Source organism: Aquirufa sp. (assembly GCF_044377215.1).
Classification (GTDB): domain Bacteria; phylum Bacteroidota; class Bacteroidia; order Cytophagales; family Spirosomataceae; genus Aquirufa.
In genome coordinates, this window is record NZ_JBILJM010000002.1 from 53,885 (window position 1) to 69,661 (window position 15,777).

Sequence of the window (15,777 nt, forward strand, 5' to 3'; positions counted from 1 at the left end):
CTTTTTTATTTTTATCACTATATTTAACGTCCAACAAATCTATAGGTCTCTATGAAAGTAACACTTACTTTATTCTTAGCTCTTTTTATCCCGTTTTTATCGTTTGCGCAGGCCGACAGTCTTTTCATAAAAAGGATGTCGGATGACATTATGCGTAACGGAAAAGCGTATGAGTTGTTATATGAATTGACGAAAAAAATTGGTGGGCGGTTGGCCGGATCGCCGCAGCAGCAACAAGCGATTACGTGGGGAAAGCGGAATATGGAATTGTTAGGACCGGATAAGGTATTTCTTCAAGCTTGTAAATCACCTAATTGGAAGCGTGGAGGTGCTGATTTTGCCTCCATTGTAGGCGTTCAAGGTGAGGCACGTGTTCAACCTTTGGCTGCATTAGCGTTAGGAAATTCGATGGGATCGAACGGCATGATTGAGGCAGAGGTGGTGGCAGTGGCTAGTTTTGATGAATTAGAGAAGCGGAAGTCTGAGGTAAAGGGTAAGATTGTTTACTACCATAGTGTTTTTGATGAAACTAAAATTCAGACGTTCAGAGCTTATGGGGAAAGCGGTGCTTTTCGTCGGTCAGGAGCATCTCGAGCCGCCAAATATGGTGCTTTGGGAATCATGATTCATTCGTTGAGTACGGCGCCAGATAATGCGCCGCATACTGGATCCATGTCGTATGAAAAGGACTTGCCGATGATCCCAGCGGTGGCTTTAGGGCCGAATGATGCTAAAATGCTGTATGCGTTAGCACAAAAAGGCTCTGTAAAAGTTCAAATGCAAACGTATGGTCAATTCTTGCCCGATGTAGATGATCAAAATGTCGTAGCTGAAATTAAAGGATCCGAGTTCCCGAATGAGTATATCACGCTAGGCGGGCATTTGGACTCTTGGGATGTGAATGAAGGAGCTCATGATGATGGAGCGGGTGTTGTGCATACGTTGGAAGTGTTGCGTGTGATGACGGCATTAAATTATAAGCCAAAGCGTACGATTCGATTTGTGCTCTTCGCGAATGAGGAGAATGGTGTGCGTGGAGGCAATGAATATGCGAATCAGGCCAAGTTGAAAAATGAAAATCACATTTTTGCGCTAGAGAGTGATGCAGGTGGATTTACACCGCGTTCGATTGGAATTACGGCCACAGGGGCAGCATTCAAGAAATTCCAAGCATGGTCTAGCTTGTTGAAGCCGTACGGAGCAGAAGTGACGTTAGGTGGAGGCGGAACGGATATTGGGCCTTTGGCGCGTGTGAATCCATCGACAATTATAGCGGGTTTGGTGCCTGATAGTCAGCGTTATTTTGATTTACATCATGCGAAGACGGATGTATTTGAAAATGTAAATAAGCGTGAATTGCTTTTGGGGGCAGTCAATATGGCTGCCATTGTGTATTTAATAGATCAGTATGGTGTTAATCCTTAATCGTATGAAGACGTTATTATTTTTCGTGGCTTGTTTTTTTGTTATTTATTCGGGGCAAGCGGCCCCTAAAAAGAGCCAACGGGTTTTGGTGTATACCAAAAACGGTCCTGGCTATGTGCATGACAATATTGCGTCAGCGGTGGCTTGTTTCCAAGGATTAGGAAAGGCGCATCAAATTCAAGTGGATGTTTCAGATGATCCTGCAGTATTTACGGAGGAGAATTTAGCGAAATACCAAGCCTTGATCTTTACGAGTACAAACAATAATGTGTTTAATTCGGATGAACAGCGTTTGGCGTTTCGGCATTATGTGGAGGCCGGCGGTGGTTTTGTGGGGGTGCATTCCGTGACGGGCACTGAGCGTAATTGGCCTTGGTTTAAGATGATGATTGGTGAAACTTTTTCGTGGCATGCCAAATTTCAGCCTTTTCGGATCTTGAATATTCAAGCATCGCATCCATCGATGCAGGGCGTTCCTGTCCGCTGGGAAAAGGAAGATGAATGTTACTTTGGCAAGGAGTTATATCCAGGCATTCAGGTGTTGATGATGCACGATTTAAGCAGTTTGGATGTTAAGCAAGCGGATTTGGTCAACCAATATGCAGGTTCGTTTAAGGGCTATTTTCCCGCGGTTTGGACGCAAAAATTTCAAGGAGGCCATGTGTGGGTGACGACCTTAGGTCATGATAAAGCAAATTATCAGGATCCTGTGTATGTTAATCACGTGTGGCAAGGCTTGAAATTTGTGCTCGATTGCGTGAAAGGAATTGATTATTCGAAGGCGAAGTCGGTGCGGTTCGATGAGGGGATTTGGGTTCAATAAGTTGATAATCAAGTTTTAATATCAGTTTTTTCTAATCAATATTTTCGTTAAGCCATTATCTTAATTCAAGATTTGAAATAGTTTGCTTTTTGCAAACTTTACAGTAATTTTGTTATGAAGATATTGCTAAAAAGAACGATTGATTATTACATGCATTTATATCCTGATGCACGTCATTCATTATTCAATTGGAATTATGAATTTGCTACTCATCATTTTTCAAACTTTAATGAAATAAAGGCTGTTTATCGTTCCGCAAGTATCATTGGTAATAATCGCGTGGTATTCAATATTAAAGGCAATGCTTACCGTTTGATTGTTTCTATGAATTTTACTCAGGGGGCTTGTTATATTATTTGGTTTGGGAACCACCAATCTTATGATTCAATTAACGCTGAACGAATCCCATTTGATACAAAAATTGTTAAAACGTAATGCTATGAAATGGAAAGTTTTAAAAACTAAAAAAGATTATGCTAAAGCTGCCAAACGCATGATAGAGATTTTTCATACGGAGGAAGAGGGTGCATTGCTTGATGAACTCGAATTATTGATCGTATTGATTAAGGATTATGATGATCGAAATTTTCCTTTGTTAAACATGGATCCACTTCAAGTGATTATTCTTAAAATGGATGAAATGGGAATTAAATCCAAGGATTTAGTTCCTTTGATTGGTTCTAAAGGACATGTATCAGCCGTTCTTTCGGGCAAGCGAGAAATAACCTTGAAGATGGCTCAGCGTTTGAGAGAATTTTTTCAATTACCTGCGGAGGTGTTTATATAACTAGCTATAAACCTCCTGCCCTTTTTCCAATCCCATTTTAACTTGCTGCATTAATTCTACTGGCTCAAGTACGCGAATTTCTTGCGCATAGCGTAAGAAGAAATTAACTACTTCTTGGTCAATCTCCAGATTTAGACGTATTTCTACCGAGGAGTCGTTTGAAGGACTGATCTCTTGGCTCGCATGAATCGGATATTTTTCAATGTAGTTTAGCATCCAACTGTCTTTGGAAAGCCAACAGCGAATTTTTGAAGCCGTCATACTACTACTTCTAAAAAGACCTAAGCAATTTTTGAAATAATCTGCAGGCCTAAAGTCTGGATGTATCCGCACACGCGGTTGAACTGCCACGGAATTCACCTCTACAATCCGGTCTAAAGCGTATAATTGAAGTTGGTCTAGGTCAACCTTAATCTGTACCTCATCTGGGCTGACCGGTTGGAAAAGTACATACCAGCCCGTATACCAACCGTTATTGTATTCTTTTAACAACACGGGTAATCCGCGCGTTTGTTTCTGTTTGGACTGTGATGATAAACCGCGATGGCTGAAGTCGACCACACGTTTCGCATAAATGTTTTCCAAAATGATAGGCATTAAATCAGCCCCGGAGCGTGCGCCGTCTTTGACAAGTTCAATGGCCGACCATGGTAATATTTCGTGGTATTGCGACAGGGTATTCTCTAATGCGATAGCACGTAATTTATTGACAACCCCCTCACCTGCTCCTCCGGCAAATAAATGCTTATTGGCCTCAATCGATGAAGCTATTTGTTGCAATTCGCGATCTGAAAATGTAGGGAAAGCGCTAATGTCATCGCGTATGTATACGTAATTTCCCGTGGCACGCGAAAATCGCAGTAATTCGCCATTTTGGTCTTGGAGCGTTGGATAGCGTGTTTTCAGTAATTCCTTAAGCTCTCGAATATCTCGATTAAATGTCCGTTCGCTATAGCCAGGAATGTCGTGTTCGTCCTGCAAATAAGATGAAACACTTGTCAAATTCACTGCAAATGCTTTTTGCAGAAACAAGCCATTCAAAATTTTCAGTCGGTCCGTCGCTAACATCTTTTTTTCTTAAAGCTATGAAATTTCTTATTAACCGCCAAATGTTGGCGGTTAACTAGGATAGCTTTGTACCAACAAAAAAGCAAAACTTATGATCACACAATCAATTAAATCGTTGTTAACCTGTCTTTTGGTGGTATTTATTTTCAGTTATGTTAGTGAAGGAATCTTATTAGCCTTTGCCATGAAAAAATCACGTCGTTCAAATTGGATAAAAATCGGCCTTATCACGATTTTATTTCTAAGCTGCTTAGGCTTTATTATCGCTCCTTACCATGTCTTTGGACAAACCGAAGCAGACGGTTTATATACGTTGGCCTTCACGTTTTATGCGCTTGTTATGGCGATTGGGAGTGGAATTAGGACGCTAGCGAAATAATGTAGAGACGCGATACTTCGCGTCTATTTTTGTTTGCGTAAAAATGGATCTTAAATCATTCATAGACGCGAAGTATCGCGTCTCTACATCATTGCTTTCAGTGCAAAATACAACACCGACGGACATAGCAAACATCCAAGTCCCGTATAAAAAGTGGCCGTCATGGCGCCATAAGGTACAAGTTTAGCATCTGTGGCTGCAAGTCCTGCGGCCACACCACTCGTCGTTCCTAGTAAACCTCCAAATACCATCGCAGATTTTGGATTATCTAAACCAATGTATTTGGCAATTAAGGGTGTTCCAATAGTCACCAAAATGGACTTAATTACACCCGCGCCAATGCTTATGGCGATGATGTCCGAACTAGCGCCAACTGCCGTTCCAGTCACTGGACCTACGACGAAGGTACATGCACCGGCGCCGATAGTTGCCAAACTCTCGGCATCCGTGATTCCCATCGAAAACGCGAGTAAAGCTCCACTTGAAAACGTGATGAATACGCCAAGAAACAAGGAGAAAATACCTACTAGCCCCGTTTTTTTGATCACCGCAAAGCTGGCTCCCATGGCTGTAGATACAATCGCGAAATCCCGAAATACAGGTCCCCCCATTTGTTTAAAGCCACTCAAACCAGTTAAATCCGCAATTCCATTTTTGCCTTCTGTCAGAACGCCTGCAAAATAGGCTAAAACCAATCCCGCAAAAATGGCGATTGCAGATCCAGGTATTTTCTTTCTAAATATGATTTTGGAAATACCTTCGGCCGTATACATAATGATTCCTGTGACTAAAAACGCCACAATCAATCCATTTTTGTCCAATAATGTTTCGATGTAATTCATGTTAGCGTTGGTTTTTGTTGGCCAACAATGGCATGAGTGATAAACAAATGATTACTGGAATGATGCCTGCCAAAACTGCCAGCATTCCATTGGTAAAGGCTACGCGGACGTTTTGGATGGCCGACATCGCCACAATGATAGGGATGTACATTTTACTCCAGAACAAAATCCCTTCACCCATTTCGACATGAAATAGATTTCGTTTTTCCAATTCATTCTGGGCCAAAATTAAAAACAACATGGCAAAGCCCACGCCACCTACATTAGCCTCTATGTCTAATAATCTCCCTAAGGTCTCCCCGAGTAATTGACCTGCAATAAAACAGCCGGCTAATAAGGCCACTCCACGTAATAACATCTTATTGAATTAAGTTGACAACATCTTTTTTGGTTACTTTTCCCATCGTATTTCGAGGTAATTCGCTTACTACTAAGTATTTACGAGGCGTTTTGTAAGCAGGCATTTGTTCCCGCATCCAGGTATTTAAGTCCTTTTCATCGACAAGCCCTTGCGTGACAATCGCTGCAGCAACTAATTCTCCCCATTCATCATTGGGTAATCCCACTACGGAACAATCTTTAATGCCTGGATATTGACGCAAAACTTCTTCAATCTCCAACGCTGAAATTTTATAACCCCCAGATTTGATGATATCGACTGAGTTTCGACCTAAAATACGGTAGCCACCCAATTCATCCAACGCGGCGATGTCACCTGTTTGGAACCACCCATCCTCCGTAAATGATTCTGAAGTCGCTTTTGGTTTTTGCCAATATTCTTTAAAGACGTTCGCCCCCTTGACTTGTATTTCACCTTCTTCTGATAAACGAACTGATACACCTGGAAGCGGATAGCCCACATGTCCCGCTACGCGTGGTCCATCGTACGGATTACTCAAGGCCATGCCAATTTCCGTCATTCCATAACGTTCCAATAACAAATGCGTCGAAATCGTTTGCCAGCGTTCCATGACTGAAACGGGCAAAGCAGCTGAGCCAGAAATCATCAAACGTAATTTGGCCAACGCATTTGTCAACTCTCCCTGAACATCCTCTGGTTGCGCCTCCCAATAATTGATTAGCTTAAAATAGATCGTTGGCACCGCCATAAACACATTAATTCGCGCTTCTGTAATCAAGTCAAATATGCCCTTTTCACTGAAATTGGGCATAAACTCACAGCTAGCCCCTGCCCACAAGGAGCAAGAAACGACATTAACCACGCCATGCACATGGTGCAAAGGCAAGACACAAACAGTTGAATCTGCAGAAGTCCATTTCCAGGCCTCAATTAAGGCACTTATCTGGGCATTCAGATTTGCATGCGTGCTGACAACTCCTTTAGGTAAATTCGTTGTCCCGCTGGTATACAAGATCATGGCGCCACGGGAATCGTCGATTTCAGGTAAATCTTGCGTTTTTCCACCCTCATTTTTTCCAAGGACAATAAAACGACAACCCAATTCGGTTGCCAAATCGTTCATTAAATCTTCGAATTCAGGCGAGACAACCAAGATATTCGCACCCGAATTCTCTATCGTATAACGCAAGGATGGTATGGGATAGCTTAAGCATAGGGGAACAACGATCCCTCCGGCTTGCCAAATTCCCCATTGTACGCGCACATAATCAAATCCAGGCTGGACCATAAAGGCTACGCGACCTTCCTTTAGGTCCTGTTGGCCTGCTAATAACGTAAACGCAAATTGCTCTGCAGCTTGATGTAATTCGTTAAAACTGTAAGACTTACCGTCGGAAATGATAGCTGTTTTATCAGCAAATGGTTGGGATTTAATAAATATTTTAATCATTTATTAACTATTGATTAGTTTTAAACAACATCTATTTTTTGTCTCAATCACTTATTTTGTCAAAGAAAAATAGATGAAAGACAATTAATATATGGAATTTTTCTCAAAATACTTTGCATGGAAAATCACTGAATAACCATTGAAGATCTTATTTCTTTTGCAATTATTTTTGAAGCAATTGGCGACCAATGTGTATCATCAAACAGATAAACATCTTTTACATTTTTTGCCTTTTCTGTCAATATTTTTTTGGAGTCTAGATAAATATATTCCTTTTTCATTAAGCCCATGTGTTCAAAAAACAAGGGTTTAGTGTAGTTATTTTTGGTAGTTATTTCGTCGTAATAAAAATCAAATTTATCAGGACATGGTAAAACTATAAGTTTAATTCCTCTTTTCTTTAGTTTTCTTGCTAGCACATTTAACTCATTGTTGAGTAAAATAATATTAGCTAAATTATTGTTTATCTGTAGAGAATTGTAGTCGTTACTTGCAAAAAGTAATTTTTTGAATCCTGTAGAAAACAAAGGACGCTTGGTATTCACTTGATAAACAGCAGAAGAAAAAGCATCTTCATCAAATAAATATAAAAATGTTCTTAATGGAATTTTAAGTGTTTTTTGGCTAAAAAAATGGTCTTTGATTTTTACCGTTTCTTTTTCAGATTTGTTTTCTTTCTTTTTTTCTTGATTTGCTTTGAAAATCCTGATGAGGCTATCCGTTTTCAGTTGACCATTTTTATTTAAATCTAATCCTCTTTTTACCAATTCTCTCTCAACTGACTGTAAAACTATGTACTTAATTTGAATATGGTCGAGTACATCTCCATTTAAAATGTTACTGAGTAATTCCAATGGATTAGAATTTGAATATCGATCAAAATGTAGAACCGAAATATAATTAGAATCAGCTAAATAGTTCTTGTATCCATAATTTCCTTGCTCTGAAAACGAGTCTCCAATGACGAGCGCTGTGAATTTATTTATTTTTTTAAGGTCTAGTTCTGAAAATAATGTGTAATTCTTTTTTCGAAATAATTCATTTTGAAAAATATCCTTAATATCATAACCATATATATCAGCAATATACCCTAATCTTAACAAGTCCCCTTTATCCTCTCTGTAAAAATATACTCCTACTAAATATATGAGAAAGAATGGTGACACGAAATAGGCTATTTTCTTTATAAGTATTTTCATTCTTAAAATTCAAAATAAATAAATTGTTGGTCCTTTCCTCCAAACCAAAATAGAGAGGTAATAATCATGAAGTAGAATATGTAACGAATTGATTTATGCCATTTTAATCCAATTTTTGCTAAAGCAAAGTGTTCTTCTCTTCCAATCCATTCCAAAATAAAAAAAAATAGGATTAGTGATATTAAATCTAAATTTACGTCAAGCTCTTGAACAAAAGTGGCATTTAAGATTATACGCGATATGAAATAAAATGCATTTTCAATATTTTCGGATCTAAAAAATATCCAAGCCAAAACAGTTAAACTAAATGTTACTAGCATTGAAAAAAACTCATTTAATGTTGGTAATAATTTACCTTTGGCTACGATTTCTAAATTTTTCCTATTCGTTTGAAAGATTATTGAAGGCATAATATATAATGCATTGAGTAAGCCCCAAACAATGAAAGTCCAATTTGCTCCATGCCAAAGTCCACTAACAAAAAATATAATAAATGTATTTTTCACTTTAACTAAATTATTAACCCTACTTCCTCCTAACGGAATGTAAAGATAATCTTTAAACCACGATGATAGTGATATGTGCCATCGTCTCCAAAACTCTGCTGTGTCCCTTGAAAAATAGGGAAAATCGAAATTTTTCAATAATTCAATTCCAAAAAGTCTTGCTGTTCCTAACGCGATATCTGAATAACCTGAAAAGTCACAATAAATCTGAATTGAGAAGAACATCGCCCCTGAAATAAGGGCTAAACTGGAATAATTTTGAAAATCGTTAAAAACAATATTGGCAATTTCAGCACACTGATCTGCAATTACAATCTTTTTGAATAAACCCCACAATATTTGTCTTAAACCATCGATTATTTTAGTGTAGTTAAATATCCGCTTATTTTGAATTTGAGGTAAAAGGTGAGTGGCTCTTTCTATGGGGCCTGCTACAAGTAGCGGAAAGAAACTGACGAAAACTGAATAATCAATAAAACTTGTTTCTGCATTTATTCGTTTTTTATAGATATCAATTACGTACGAAAGTCCATGAAATGTATAAAAAGAAATGCCAATTGGTAATACGACATTTAAAGTCCATGGATTTGTATGGAAGCCCATACTACTAAGTAATTGAGTAAACGATTCGGTAAAAAAATTGTAGTATTTAAATACGCAAAGAAGACTAAGGTTAACGATCACACTCGACCAAAACCATACCTTTTTACTTGTTTCACTTTTTGTGTTAGCAATTTGAATTCCTGAAACAAAATCAAGTAGAGTAGAAAAAATTAATAGAAATAGAAATCTCCAGTCCCAGAATGCATAAAAAAAATAACTCGAAACTAATAGTAATAAATTTTGAAATTTTATACTATTTTTCGCTAAAGACCAATAAATTAAAAATACGATTGGTAAGAAAACAGCGAAATTTATTGAATTAAAACTCATTATTTATTTTTTTAAATCAATACAATTTTTGATAATTATGATCAAAAATGATTATTATTTGATTAAGCTAATCAATTGACAGTGCTAAATTAAATCATTTCGGTTCTTTAGAAGTTATAAATTTTTGTCAGCTTACATTTTAACGTTTCTAATTCTTAACCTCCATATGGTCTATCTCTTGCCATTTCTCGACCCTTGGAATCCAAACTTCCTGCACATAGTGATTATGAATCGGATGATTGGAATATAAATCATAAGCTGCTTGGTCCTCAAAATCCATACCCAATCCATGTGTATACGGATTGGTAGCATTGAATTCGAGTAGAACTTTTAGATTCATGACTCCAGGTATTTGAGCGAGCTTTCTTGATTCTGAGATGAAAAAGGATTGCTCAGCCTCTGAGGTCTCCGACTTGAATTTTAAAAATACACTGTGGTATAACATACTTATTTTGTTTACTGGTCCCAAACTTTAGCTAGGACCATCGACTAAAGTCTAGCGTCTAACGTCTAACGTCTAACGTCTAACGTCCAACATATTTGCCATTAACCTCCACGCCCCTGGTACCCCAGCTGGTAATTGGCGGAAGAAAACTAGCCCTGTATAAATAAATTGACCTTTTCCGTAACGTGCCACAGCAATATTTCCCTTTTGTTCCGCTTCACCCGGATCAGTAAATGCTAATGGAAATTTAAAGTTTGGATCGGATGATTCAGCTAAGTAAATACTGCGTTCCTGAACCCAATCAGCAAAATCGGATTCCTTTATCTCATTTGGTTTGTGAAAAATAGGAAGATCCGTTAGGAATTTTGGTGTAGCTTCTTCTTTGGTAATTCGGTTACGGGTAATGGCCAACGGGTATGGACCCATCTGGCTTTTTAGTGGACCTAAATTACTTTGTGTGTTGTACTGAACCACATAATTTCCACCTTGCTCCACATATTTCATTAATTCCGCATGAGCATTGGATAAGTAATCGACCGTATTATGCGCCCGAACACCCGTCAAAACCACATCATACTGAGCTAGATTTGTTGCCTTCAAATCAGATTCAAGTAGGTAATCCACCTGATACCCCATTTGGGTTAAACTCTCCGGAACCTTATCCCCCGCCCCTTTAATGTATCCAATGCGCTTACCTGTTTTCTTGAAATCAATATGAAGTAAATTGACAATTACAGGTGAAAAATAACGCTGTATAGGAATATGCGGGTAATTAATACTTTCCATTTGTAATGAATCAACCCAATTTCCGCGGCTTGTTTCATAGGCCAACTGTAATTTCCAAGTCTCCTTTCCATCAAATTTTTGATCCTTCTCACGTACGGTAATTGGGACATTTTTGCTCATTCCTATGGCTAGACCTTCCGGAAGATCCAATGTTCCCAAACGAGTTCCGGCTTGATTTAATACATCAACTTTCCCCGCTGCGATGGCTCCCATGGCCTTAATTTGTATGTCAAACGACTTTGAATCCCCCGAACCTTTCGGTAATAAAATGTTGGGATGATTGATTTGAAATATACTGCGTGGCGTAATTGCAATCGGTTGGGAATATTCCCCTTTAACTGGATCTACCACGAGCTCTTGGATAGGCCGACTGATCTGTAATTTTTCCCCTTCGATGGTCAAAAAGGCATGAACCAATAGTGCAGGATCTGGTGCTGCTTGGCCAATCTTCTCTTGATCCTTCACCACAAAATGCCCGGTTTCTTTGGTATTTACTAACCAATACGGCTGTGTGATTGATTGACGAACCAGTTGGGTATGGTTCCAATTGACACGTTTGTAAGGAACAACAGGCTCTTTTAACACTGTATCTTTTTCGCCAATAGCAAGTTTCAATGACGTCACATGAATCGGGCTACGAACGATAAATTCCGTTTTAATCATCATGGGATCACCTTGTGCGATCGTTCCGCGATTTGTGTTTCCAGCAAAATGTATGCCTGCTGCTTGTACAATCCATTCATCAATTTGCTTGATCTTTTTCGCTTTCAAATAGCTATCATCCAGCTTATTCAGAGCTTTGCGCACTTGAATCATATCTAGAATGCTTAAATAAGGCTTTTCTGTTTGATAATTTCGAATAAGCAGTCCGATCATTCGCTCAATTTCAGCGCCAGCTTGGCTAGTGTGCCAATGGTTTGGCACTCCCTCTTCAATCGAAATTTTGGGTGCAACTCCTCCCAAGGTTTGAAAATATTCAGTTGACTTTCCGTGATCTACGGCAAATCCAAAACCCTGAGATTTGTGTTGGCTCCGACTAAATGCAGCTAATTCCCCCGTGCTTTGGCCTATGCTCGGCAAGAAATTTCCAATTTGAATCTTGAATTGATCTTCTGAGACCGTTGACGAACTCCCAAAACGAAAGGTATTCCAAAGCAATCGTGTTGCTTTCCACGGTTTGATATCTCCTTTCAATTGTTCTGGAAAGCGTTTTGGATCTGCTGCTGCTTGATACGCCTCAATCGCTAACACCGCCGAAGCCGAATGGTGGCCATGTCCTGCGCGTGCATCGGGTGGAAAACGGGTGAAAATGATGTCTGGACGTAATTTACGTATCACATAAACTAAGTTTGATAACACTAATTCTTTGTTCCAAAAATTGAGAGACTCATCTGTAGACTTTGAAAAACCAAAATCAAAGGCCTGCGAAAAGTGTTGATTTGCGCCATCGATTTTTCGCGCAGCTAAAAGTTCTTGCGTTCGAATCAATCCTAAAGGTATACCTTGTTCATCGCCGATGAGGTTTTGACCCCCATCGCCACGCGTGAATGCAAAGTAGTTGGTTTCCCAATGTTGTTCTTGGGCGAACCAGGCCAACATATGTGTGCTTTCATCATCGGGGTGTGCGGCAATGTGCAACACGGTACCAGTTGATTCAATGCGTTTTAAATTTTCCAGTAATTGGAGTCCGTTTTGTGCCCAAACAACAGTAGGCGCTAACAATAAGGCGATAATTAGTTTTTTCATGCGTTTAATTCGTTTCGTGACCACGGCTGGCGATAGGTTCTCGCCAACAAGGCTGTTGCCTCGGGATCGTTAATAACTGTTTTTGTTGATGGATCGTAGGAAAGCGGTCGGCCTAATTTCATCGAAACATTGGCCAAAATACATGAGGCCGTTGAAATATGGCCCTCTTGGATATCTGCGATTGGTTTGGTGCCTTTGTCGATGGCAGCTAGGAAGTCCAACATATGTAATCTGGTCGCCGGCGCTGCATTTAATTCAATCCGATCTTCCGTTAAATCTTCTGGGTATTTTTCTTTCTCAAAGACACAATCACCATGTAATTTTTGCGCCTTCGGGTCCGTTGGCGTAAAATCATATTTCATCGTACTCATTCGCAACGTCCCTTTTTCACCATAAATGGTTAAGCCCCACGGATATTCTGGGTCAGGAGGTGTTCCCCAGCTGCGGTGCTGCCAAACGCAATTCAAGCCATCGTATTCGAAAACAGCTGTTTGCGTATCAGCAATGTTTGATTTGCCTTCTTTTTGTACGTAAATGCCACCTTCAGAACTAATGCGTTTAGGCCAACCGAGCCCAAGCATCCAGCGAGCTGTATCAAACATGTGAACACACATATCCCCCATGATACCATTTCCATATTCATTGAAGGTTCTCCACCAGCGGGTATGAGGTAGTCCATCGTACGGACGCAATGGAGCAGGTCCTGTCCACATGTCATAATCGAAAAAGTCGGGAACCGCCTGAATAGGTGGGTTACCATTGTTGCGCATGTGGTAATAACAATACATTTCCACATGAGCGATTTTACCTAATAAGCCTGCGTCAATAATATCTTTTTTGGCTTGAATTAAATGGGGAGTTGACTTACGTTGCGTACCCACCTGAACCGTTTTGCCATATTTTCGGGCTGCAGCAACCATGGCTTCCCCTTCTAAAACATCCACTGAAATAGGTTTTTGCACATATACATGGGCTCCTGCTTTCACGGCGTCTATCATTTGTAATGGATGCCAATGATCCGGGCTTCCAATCAGGACAATGTCAAGTTGATTTTCAGCCAAAAGCTTTTGGTAATTTCCATATAAACGGGGTGTTTTGCGGGATGTTTGACGCGCGGCAACGAGCTTTCCAGCCTGTGTCAACATGTTTCTATCAGGATCACAAAGTGCCACAACTTCGACTGGGACCACTTGCATGAGTCTAAAAAGGTCACTTTTGCCGTACCACCCCGCACCGATCAAACCGACACGTAGTGGTTTGGCAGGGTTAACTAAATCGATTCCATGCGCCCCAAACGTCGAGAGCGCTAAACTTGCCGAGGCTCCTTTGAGGAAATGTCGGCGGTTGATGTTGAATAGGTTCATAGGTTTTCAGTTGTCAGTAATCAGTTGTCAGTAATCAGTTGTCAGTAATCAGTATTCAGTATTCAGTATTCAGTATTTAGTCGCTAGTCTCTAGTCGTCAGTCCCTGTTCGTCAGTAATTAGTAATCAGTATTCAGTAATCAGTTGTCAGTTTGCAGTCTAACGTCTAGTGTCTAGCGTCTAACGTCTAACGTCTAAAACAATACTAACCACACTTTCCCCTGGCACATCCATGGCTGCATGTTTGCCTAAGAGATTAATATTTGTTTTAATTAAATCACTTGTTTCATTTTGTAAAATTAGGGCAATTTTACCATCAGGTCGTATGGCGGCTGTTCCGTTTAGTCCTTTAGGTAAACCTTGTAAATCAATGCGGACAGATCCCGTAGGTATAATTCGCGATGCTTGGCCGATGATGTAATAGGCTTGATTTCGGGTAATTTCACCTGTTTTTGAGATGGTTAGCGCTCCTTTGCATTCCGTACAACCACCTGGTGTAATTGGGCCAAAATTGGAGTCATTCGCTAAATTCCACTCCAATGCTGTTTGAGCGTGGTTATTTAGTGAGCCAATAATCACATTTTTGATATGCCACATGAAATCTCCCGCGAAATCTCCTTTTGTTCCGGTCCATTGTTCTGTGAAATATAAGGCTTTGTCAGGGTGCGCTTTTTTGACGGTACTCAACGCTGAAATATCCCCATTATATAGGTGGAATGCTGATCCATCCACATATTTGCGCGTTTCCGGATCGTTTAATATTTCAATCGCATATTCCGGTTTATCGCAGTTGTGATCGTATATGATGATTTTGGTTTTTAATTTTGCCTGAACGAATGTCGGTCCTAAGTGATTTTTAATCCACTTGTTTTGTTGGCCCGCCGTCATCAACAAACTCGGATTATTTCCAGGATGCAGTGGTTCATTCTGCGGTGTCAACGCCCATATCGTCAAACCTTCTTTAACCATCTCTTGCACGTATTTGACTAAATATTGGGCATAAGTTGCTTCATATTCAGGTGCCAACGACCCACCTTTGGTGGCCAAATTATCCTTCATCCAAGCTGGTGGTGACCACGGTGTTGCCATGAATTTAATGCCCGGTTGTATGGATTTAATTTCTTTTAACAGCGGAATAAGCGATTTTTGGGCTTTGGCTAAACTGAATTTACGTAGTGAAATATCTCCTGCAATATCATCATAACTGTATGCCTCACCATCTAAGTCGGTGGCCCCCACTCCTATCCGCAAGACTGAAATACCCATTTGTCCCGCTTGGGTACCAAATAATTCATGTAATAAGCTTGTGCGCTTAGCGGGTGCTAACGCTTGAATGACATCAGCAGATACACCGGTGAGCGTATAGCCAAAACCGTCGATGGACTGAAACGTAGTTTGAGCGTTGATGATGATGCCAGTAGACTGGCCAGATTGAAATGATAGACTTGGATTTTCGTGCCACATATCCGCACGTTTAGGCTGAGATACCCAAACTTGCGCTAGCAATGTTTGATAAACACCTAGTAGCAATATACTACAGGTCAAAATCCGATTCATCGTATAGGTTTAATTTGGATTCAAGATATTGATTTTTTTTTGAAATTGGTGTCCTGACATTTTAAAGCGCAAAAAAATACCGCGATTTTCGCGGTATTCATTATAAA

The 15,777-nt window shown here is 39.8% G+C and carries 15 protein-coding genes; 5 read left to right on the plus strand and 10 right to left on the minus strand.

Features of this window, described 5'->3' with window-relative positions:
• Positions 1–51 precede the first annotated feature (51 nt).
• The 4 genes from ACIQ6T_RS01405 to ACIQ6T_RS01420 all read left to right on the plus strand — a co-directional run bounded on the left by ACIQ6T_RS01405 (position 52) and on the right by ACIQ6T_RS01420 (position 3,035).
• The gene (locus ACIQ6T_RS01405; RefSeq protein ID WP_395783465.1) at positions 52–1,425 is read left to right on the plus strand and encodes a M20/M25/M40 family metallo-hydrolase; all 1,374 of its coding nucleotides are present in this window, start codon (positions 52–54) and stop codon (positions 1,423–1,425) included.
• A gap of 4 nt (positions 1,426–1,429) precedes the next feature.
• The gene (locus ACIQ6T_RS01410; protein ID WP_395783467.1) at positions 1,430–2,248 is read left to right on the plus strand and encodes a ThuA domain-containing protein; all 819 of its coding nucleotides are present in this window, start codon (positions 1,430–1,432) and stop codon (positions 2,246–2,248) included.
• Positions 2,249–2,362: 114 nt separating this feature from the next.
• Positions 2,363–2,683, plus strand: coding sequence for a type II toxin-antitoxin system HigB family toxin (locus tag ACIQ6T_RS01415; protein WP_395783469.1), 321 nt, complete (start codon positions 2,363–2,365; stop codon positions 2,681–2,683).
• Positions 2,684–2,687: 4 nt separating this feature from the next.
• Positions 2,688–3,035, plus strand: a complete 348-nt coding sequence (locus ACIQ6T_RS01420) for a type II toxin-antitoxin system HigA family antitoxin (protein ID WP_395783471.1) — start codon at positions 2,688–2,690, stop codon at positions 3,033–3,035.
• Here the strand turns inward: ACIQ6T_RS01420 and ACIQ6T_RS01425 are convergent, their stop codons facing one another.
• The gene (locus tag ACIQ6T_RS01425) at positions 3,036–4,103 is read right to left on the minus strand and encodes a helix-turn-helix transcriptional regulator (protein WP_395783473.1); all 1,068 of its coding nucleotides are present in this window, start codon (positions 4,101–4,103) and stop codon (positions 3,036–3,038) included.
• 91 nt (positions 4,104–4,194) lie between these two features.
• On the opposite strand from ACIQ6T_RS01425, the gene ACIQ6T_RS01430 reads away from it, so the two are divergent.
• Positions 4,195–4,482 (plus strand): hypothetical protein, encoded by a 288-nt coding sequence (locus tag ACIQ6T_RS01430; protein WP_395783475.1) that lies wholly within the window; start codon positions 4,195–4,197, stop codon positions 4,480–4,482.
• Between the two features lie 83 nt (positions 4,483–4,565).
• Here the strand turns inward: ACIQ6T_RS01430 and madM are convergent, their stop codons facing one another.
• From madM to ACIQ6T_RS01475, 9 genes are all read right to left on the minus strand, one after another.
• Complete coding sequence (madM, locus tag ACIQ6T_RS01435; RefSeq protein ID WP_395783477.1) at positions 4,566–5,324, minus strand: malonate transporter subunit MadM; 759 nt, start codon at positions 5,322–5,324, stop codon at positions 4,566–4,568.
• Position 5,325: 1 nt separating this feature from the next.
• On the minus strand, positions 5,326–5,682 hold the full coding sequence (gene madL, locus ACIQ6T_RS01440) for a malonate transporter subunit MadL (protein WP_377982413.1): 357 nt from the start codon (positions 5,680–5,682) through the stop codon (positions 5,326–5,328).
• 1 nt (position 5,683) lies between these two features.
• Positions 5,684–7,135 carry an acyl-CoA synthetase gene (locus ACIQ6T_RS01445; RefSeq protein ID WP_395783479.1) on the minus strand — a complete coding sequence of 484 codons (1,452 nt, stop codon included), beginning with the start codon at positions 7,133–7,135 and terminating at the stop codon, positions 5,684–5,686.
• 125 nt (positions 7,136–7,260) lie between these two features.
• Entirely contained in the window at positions 7,261–8,334 is a 1,074-nt protein-coding gene (locus ACIQ6T_RS01450; protein WP_395783481.1) for a hypothetical protein, read from the minus strand.
• Positions 8,335–8,336: 2 nt separating this feature from the next.
• On the minus strand, positions 8,337–9,773 hold the full coding sequence (locus ACIQ6T_RS01455) for an MBOAT family O-acyltransferase (protein WP_395783483.1): 1,437 nt from the start codon (positions 9,771–9,773) through the stop codon (positions 8,337–8,339).
• Between the two features lie 148 nt (positions 9,774–9,921).
• A complete protein-coding gene (locus tag ACIQ6T_RS01460) occupies positions 9,922–10,218 on the minus strand; it encodes a Dabb family protein (RefSeq protein ID WP_395783485.1) in 297 nt (98 codons plus the stop codon).
• Between the two features lie 72 nt (positions 10,219–10,290).
• Positions 10,291–12,750 carry a PIG-L family deacetylase gene (locus ACIQ6T_RS01465; protein ID WP_395783487.1) on the minus strand — a complete coding sequence of 820 codons (2,460 nt, stop codon included), beginning with the start codon at positions 12,748–12,750 and terminating at the stop codon, positions 10,291–10,293.
• On the minus strand, positions 12,747–14,114 hold the full coding sequence (locus ACIQ6T_RS01470; protein WP_395783489.1) for a Gfo/Idh/MocA family protein: 1,368 nt from the start codon (positions 14,112–14,114) through the stop codon (positions 12,747–12,749). The genes ACIQ6T_RS01465 and ACIQ6T_RS01470 overlap by 4 nt, the downstream gene beginning before the upstream one ends.
• 179 nt (positions 14,115–14,293) lie before the next feature.
• A complete protein-coding gene (locus ACIQ6T_RS01475; RefSeq protein ID WP_395783491.1) occupies positions 14,294–15,670 on the minus strand; it encodes a glycoside hydrolase family 30 beta sandwich domain-containing protein in 1,377 nt (458 codons plus the stop codon).
• Between the last annotated feature and the right edge of the window lie 107 nt (positions 15,671–15,777).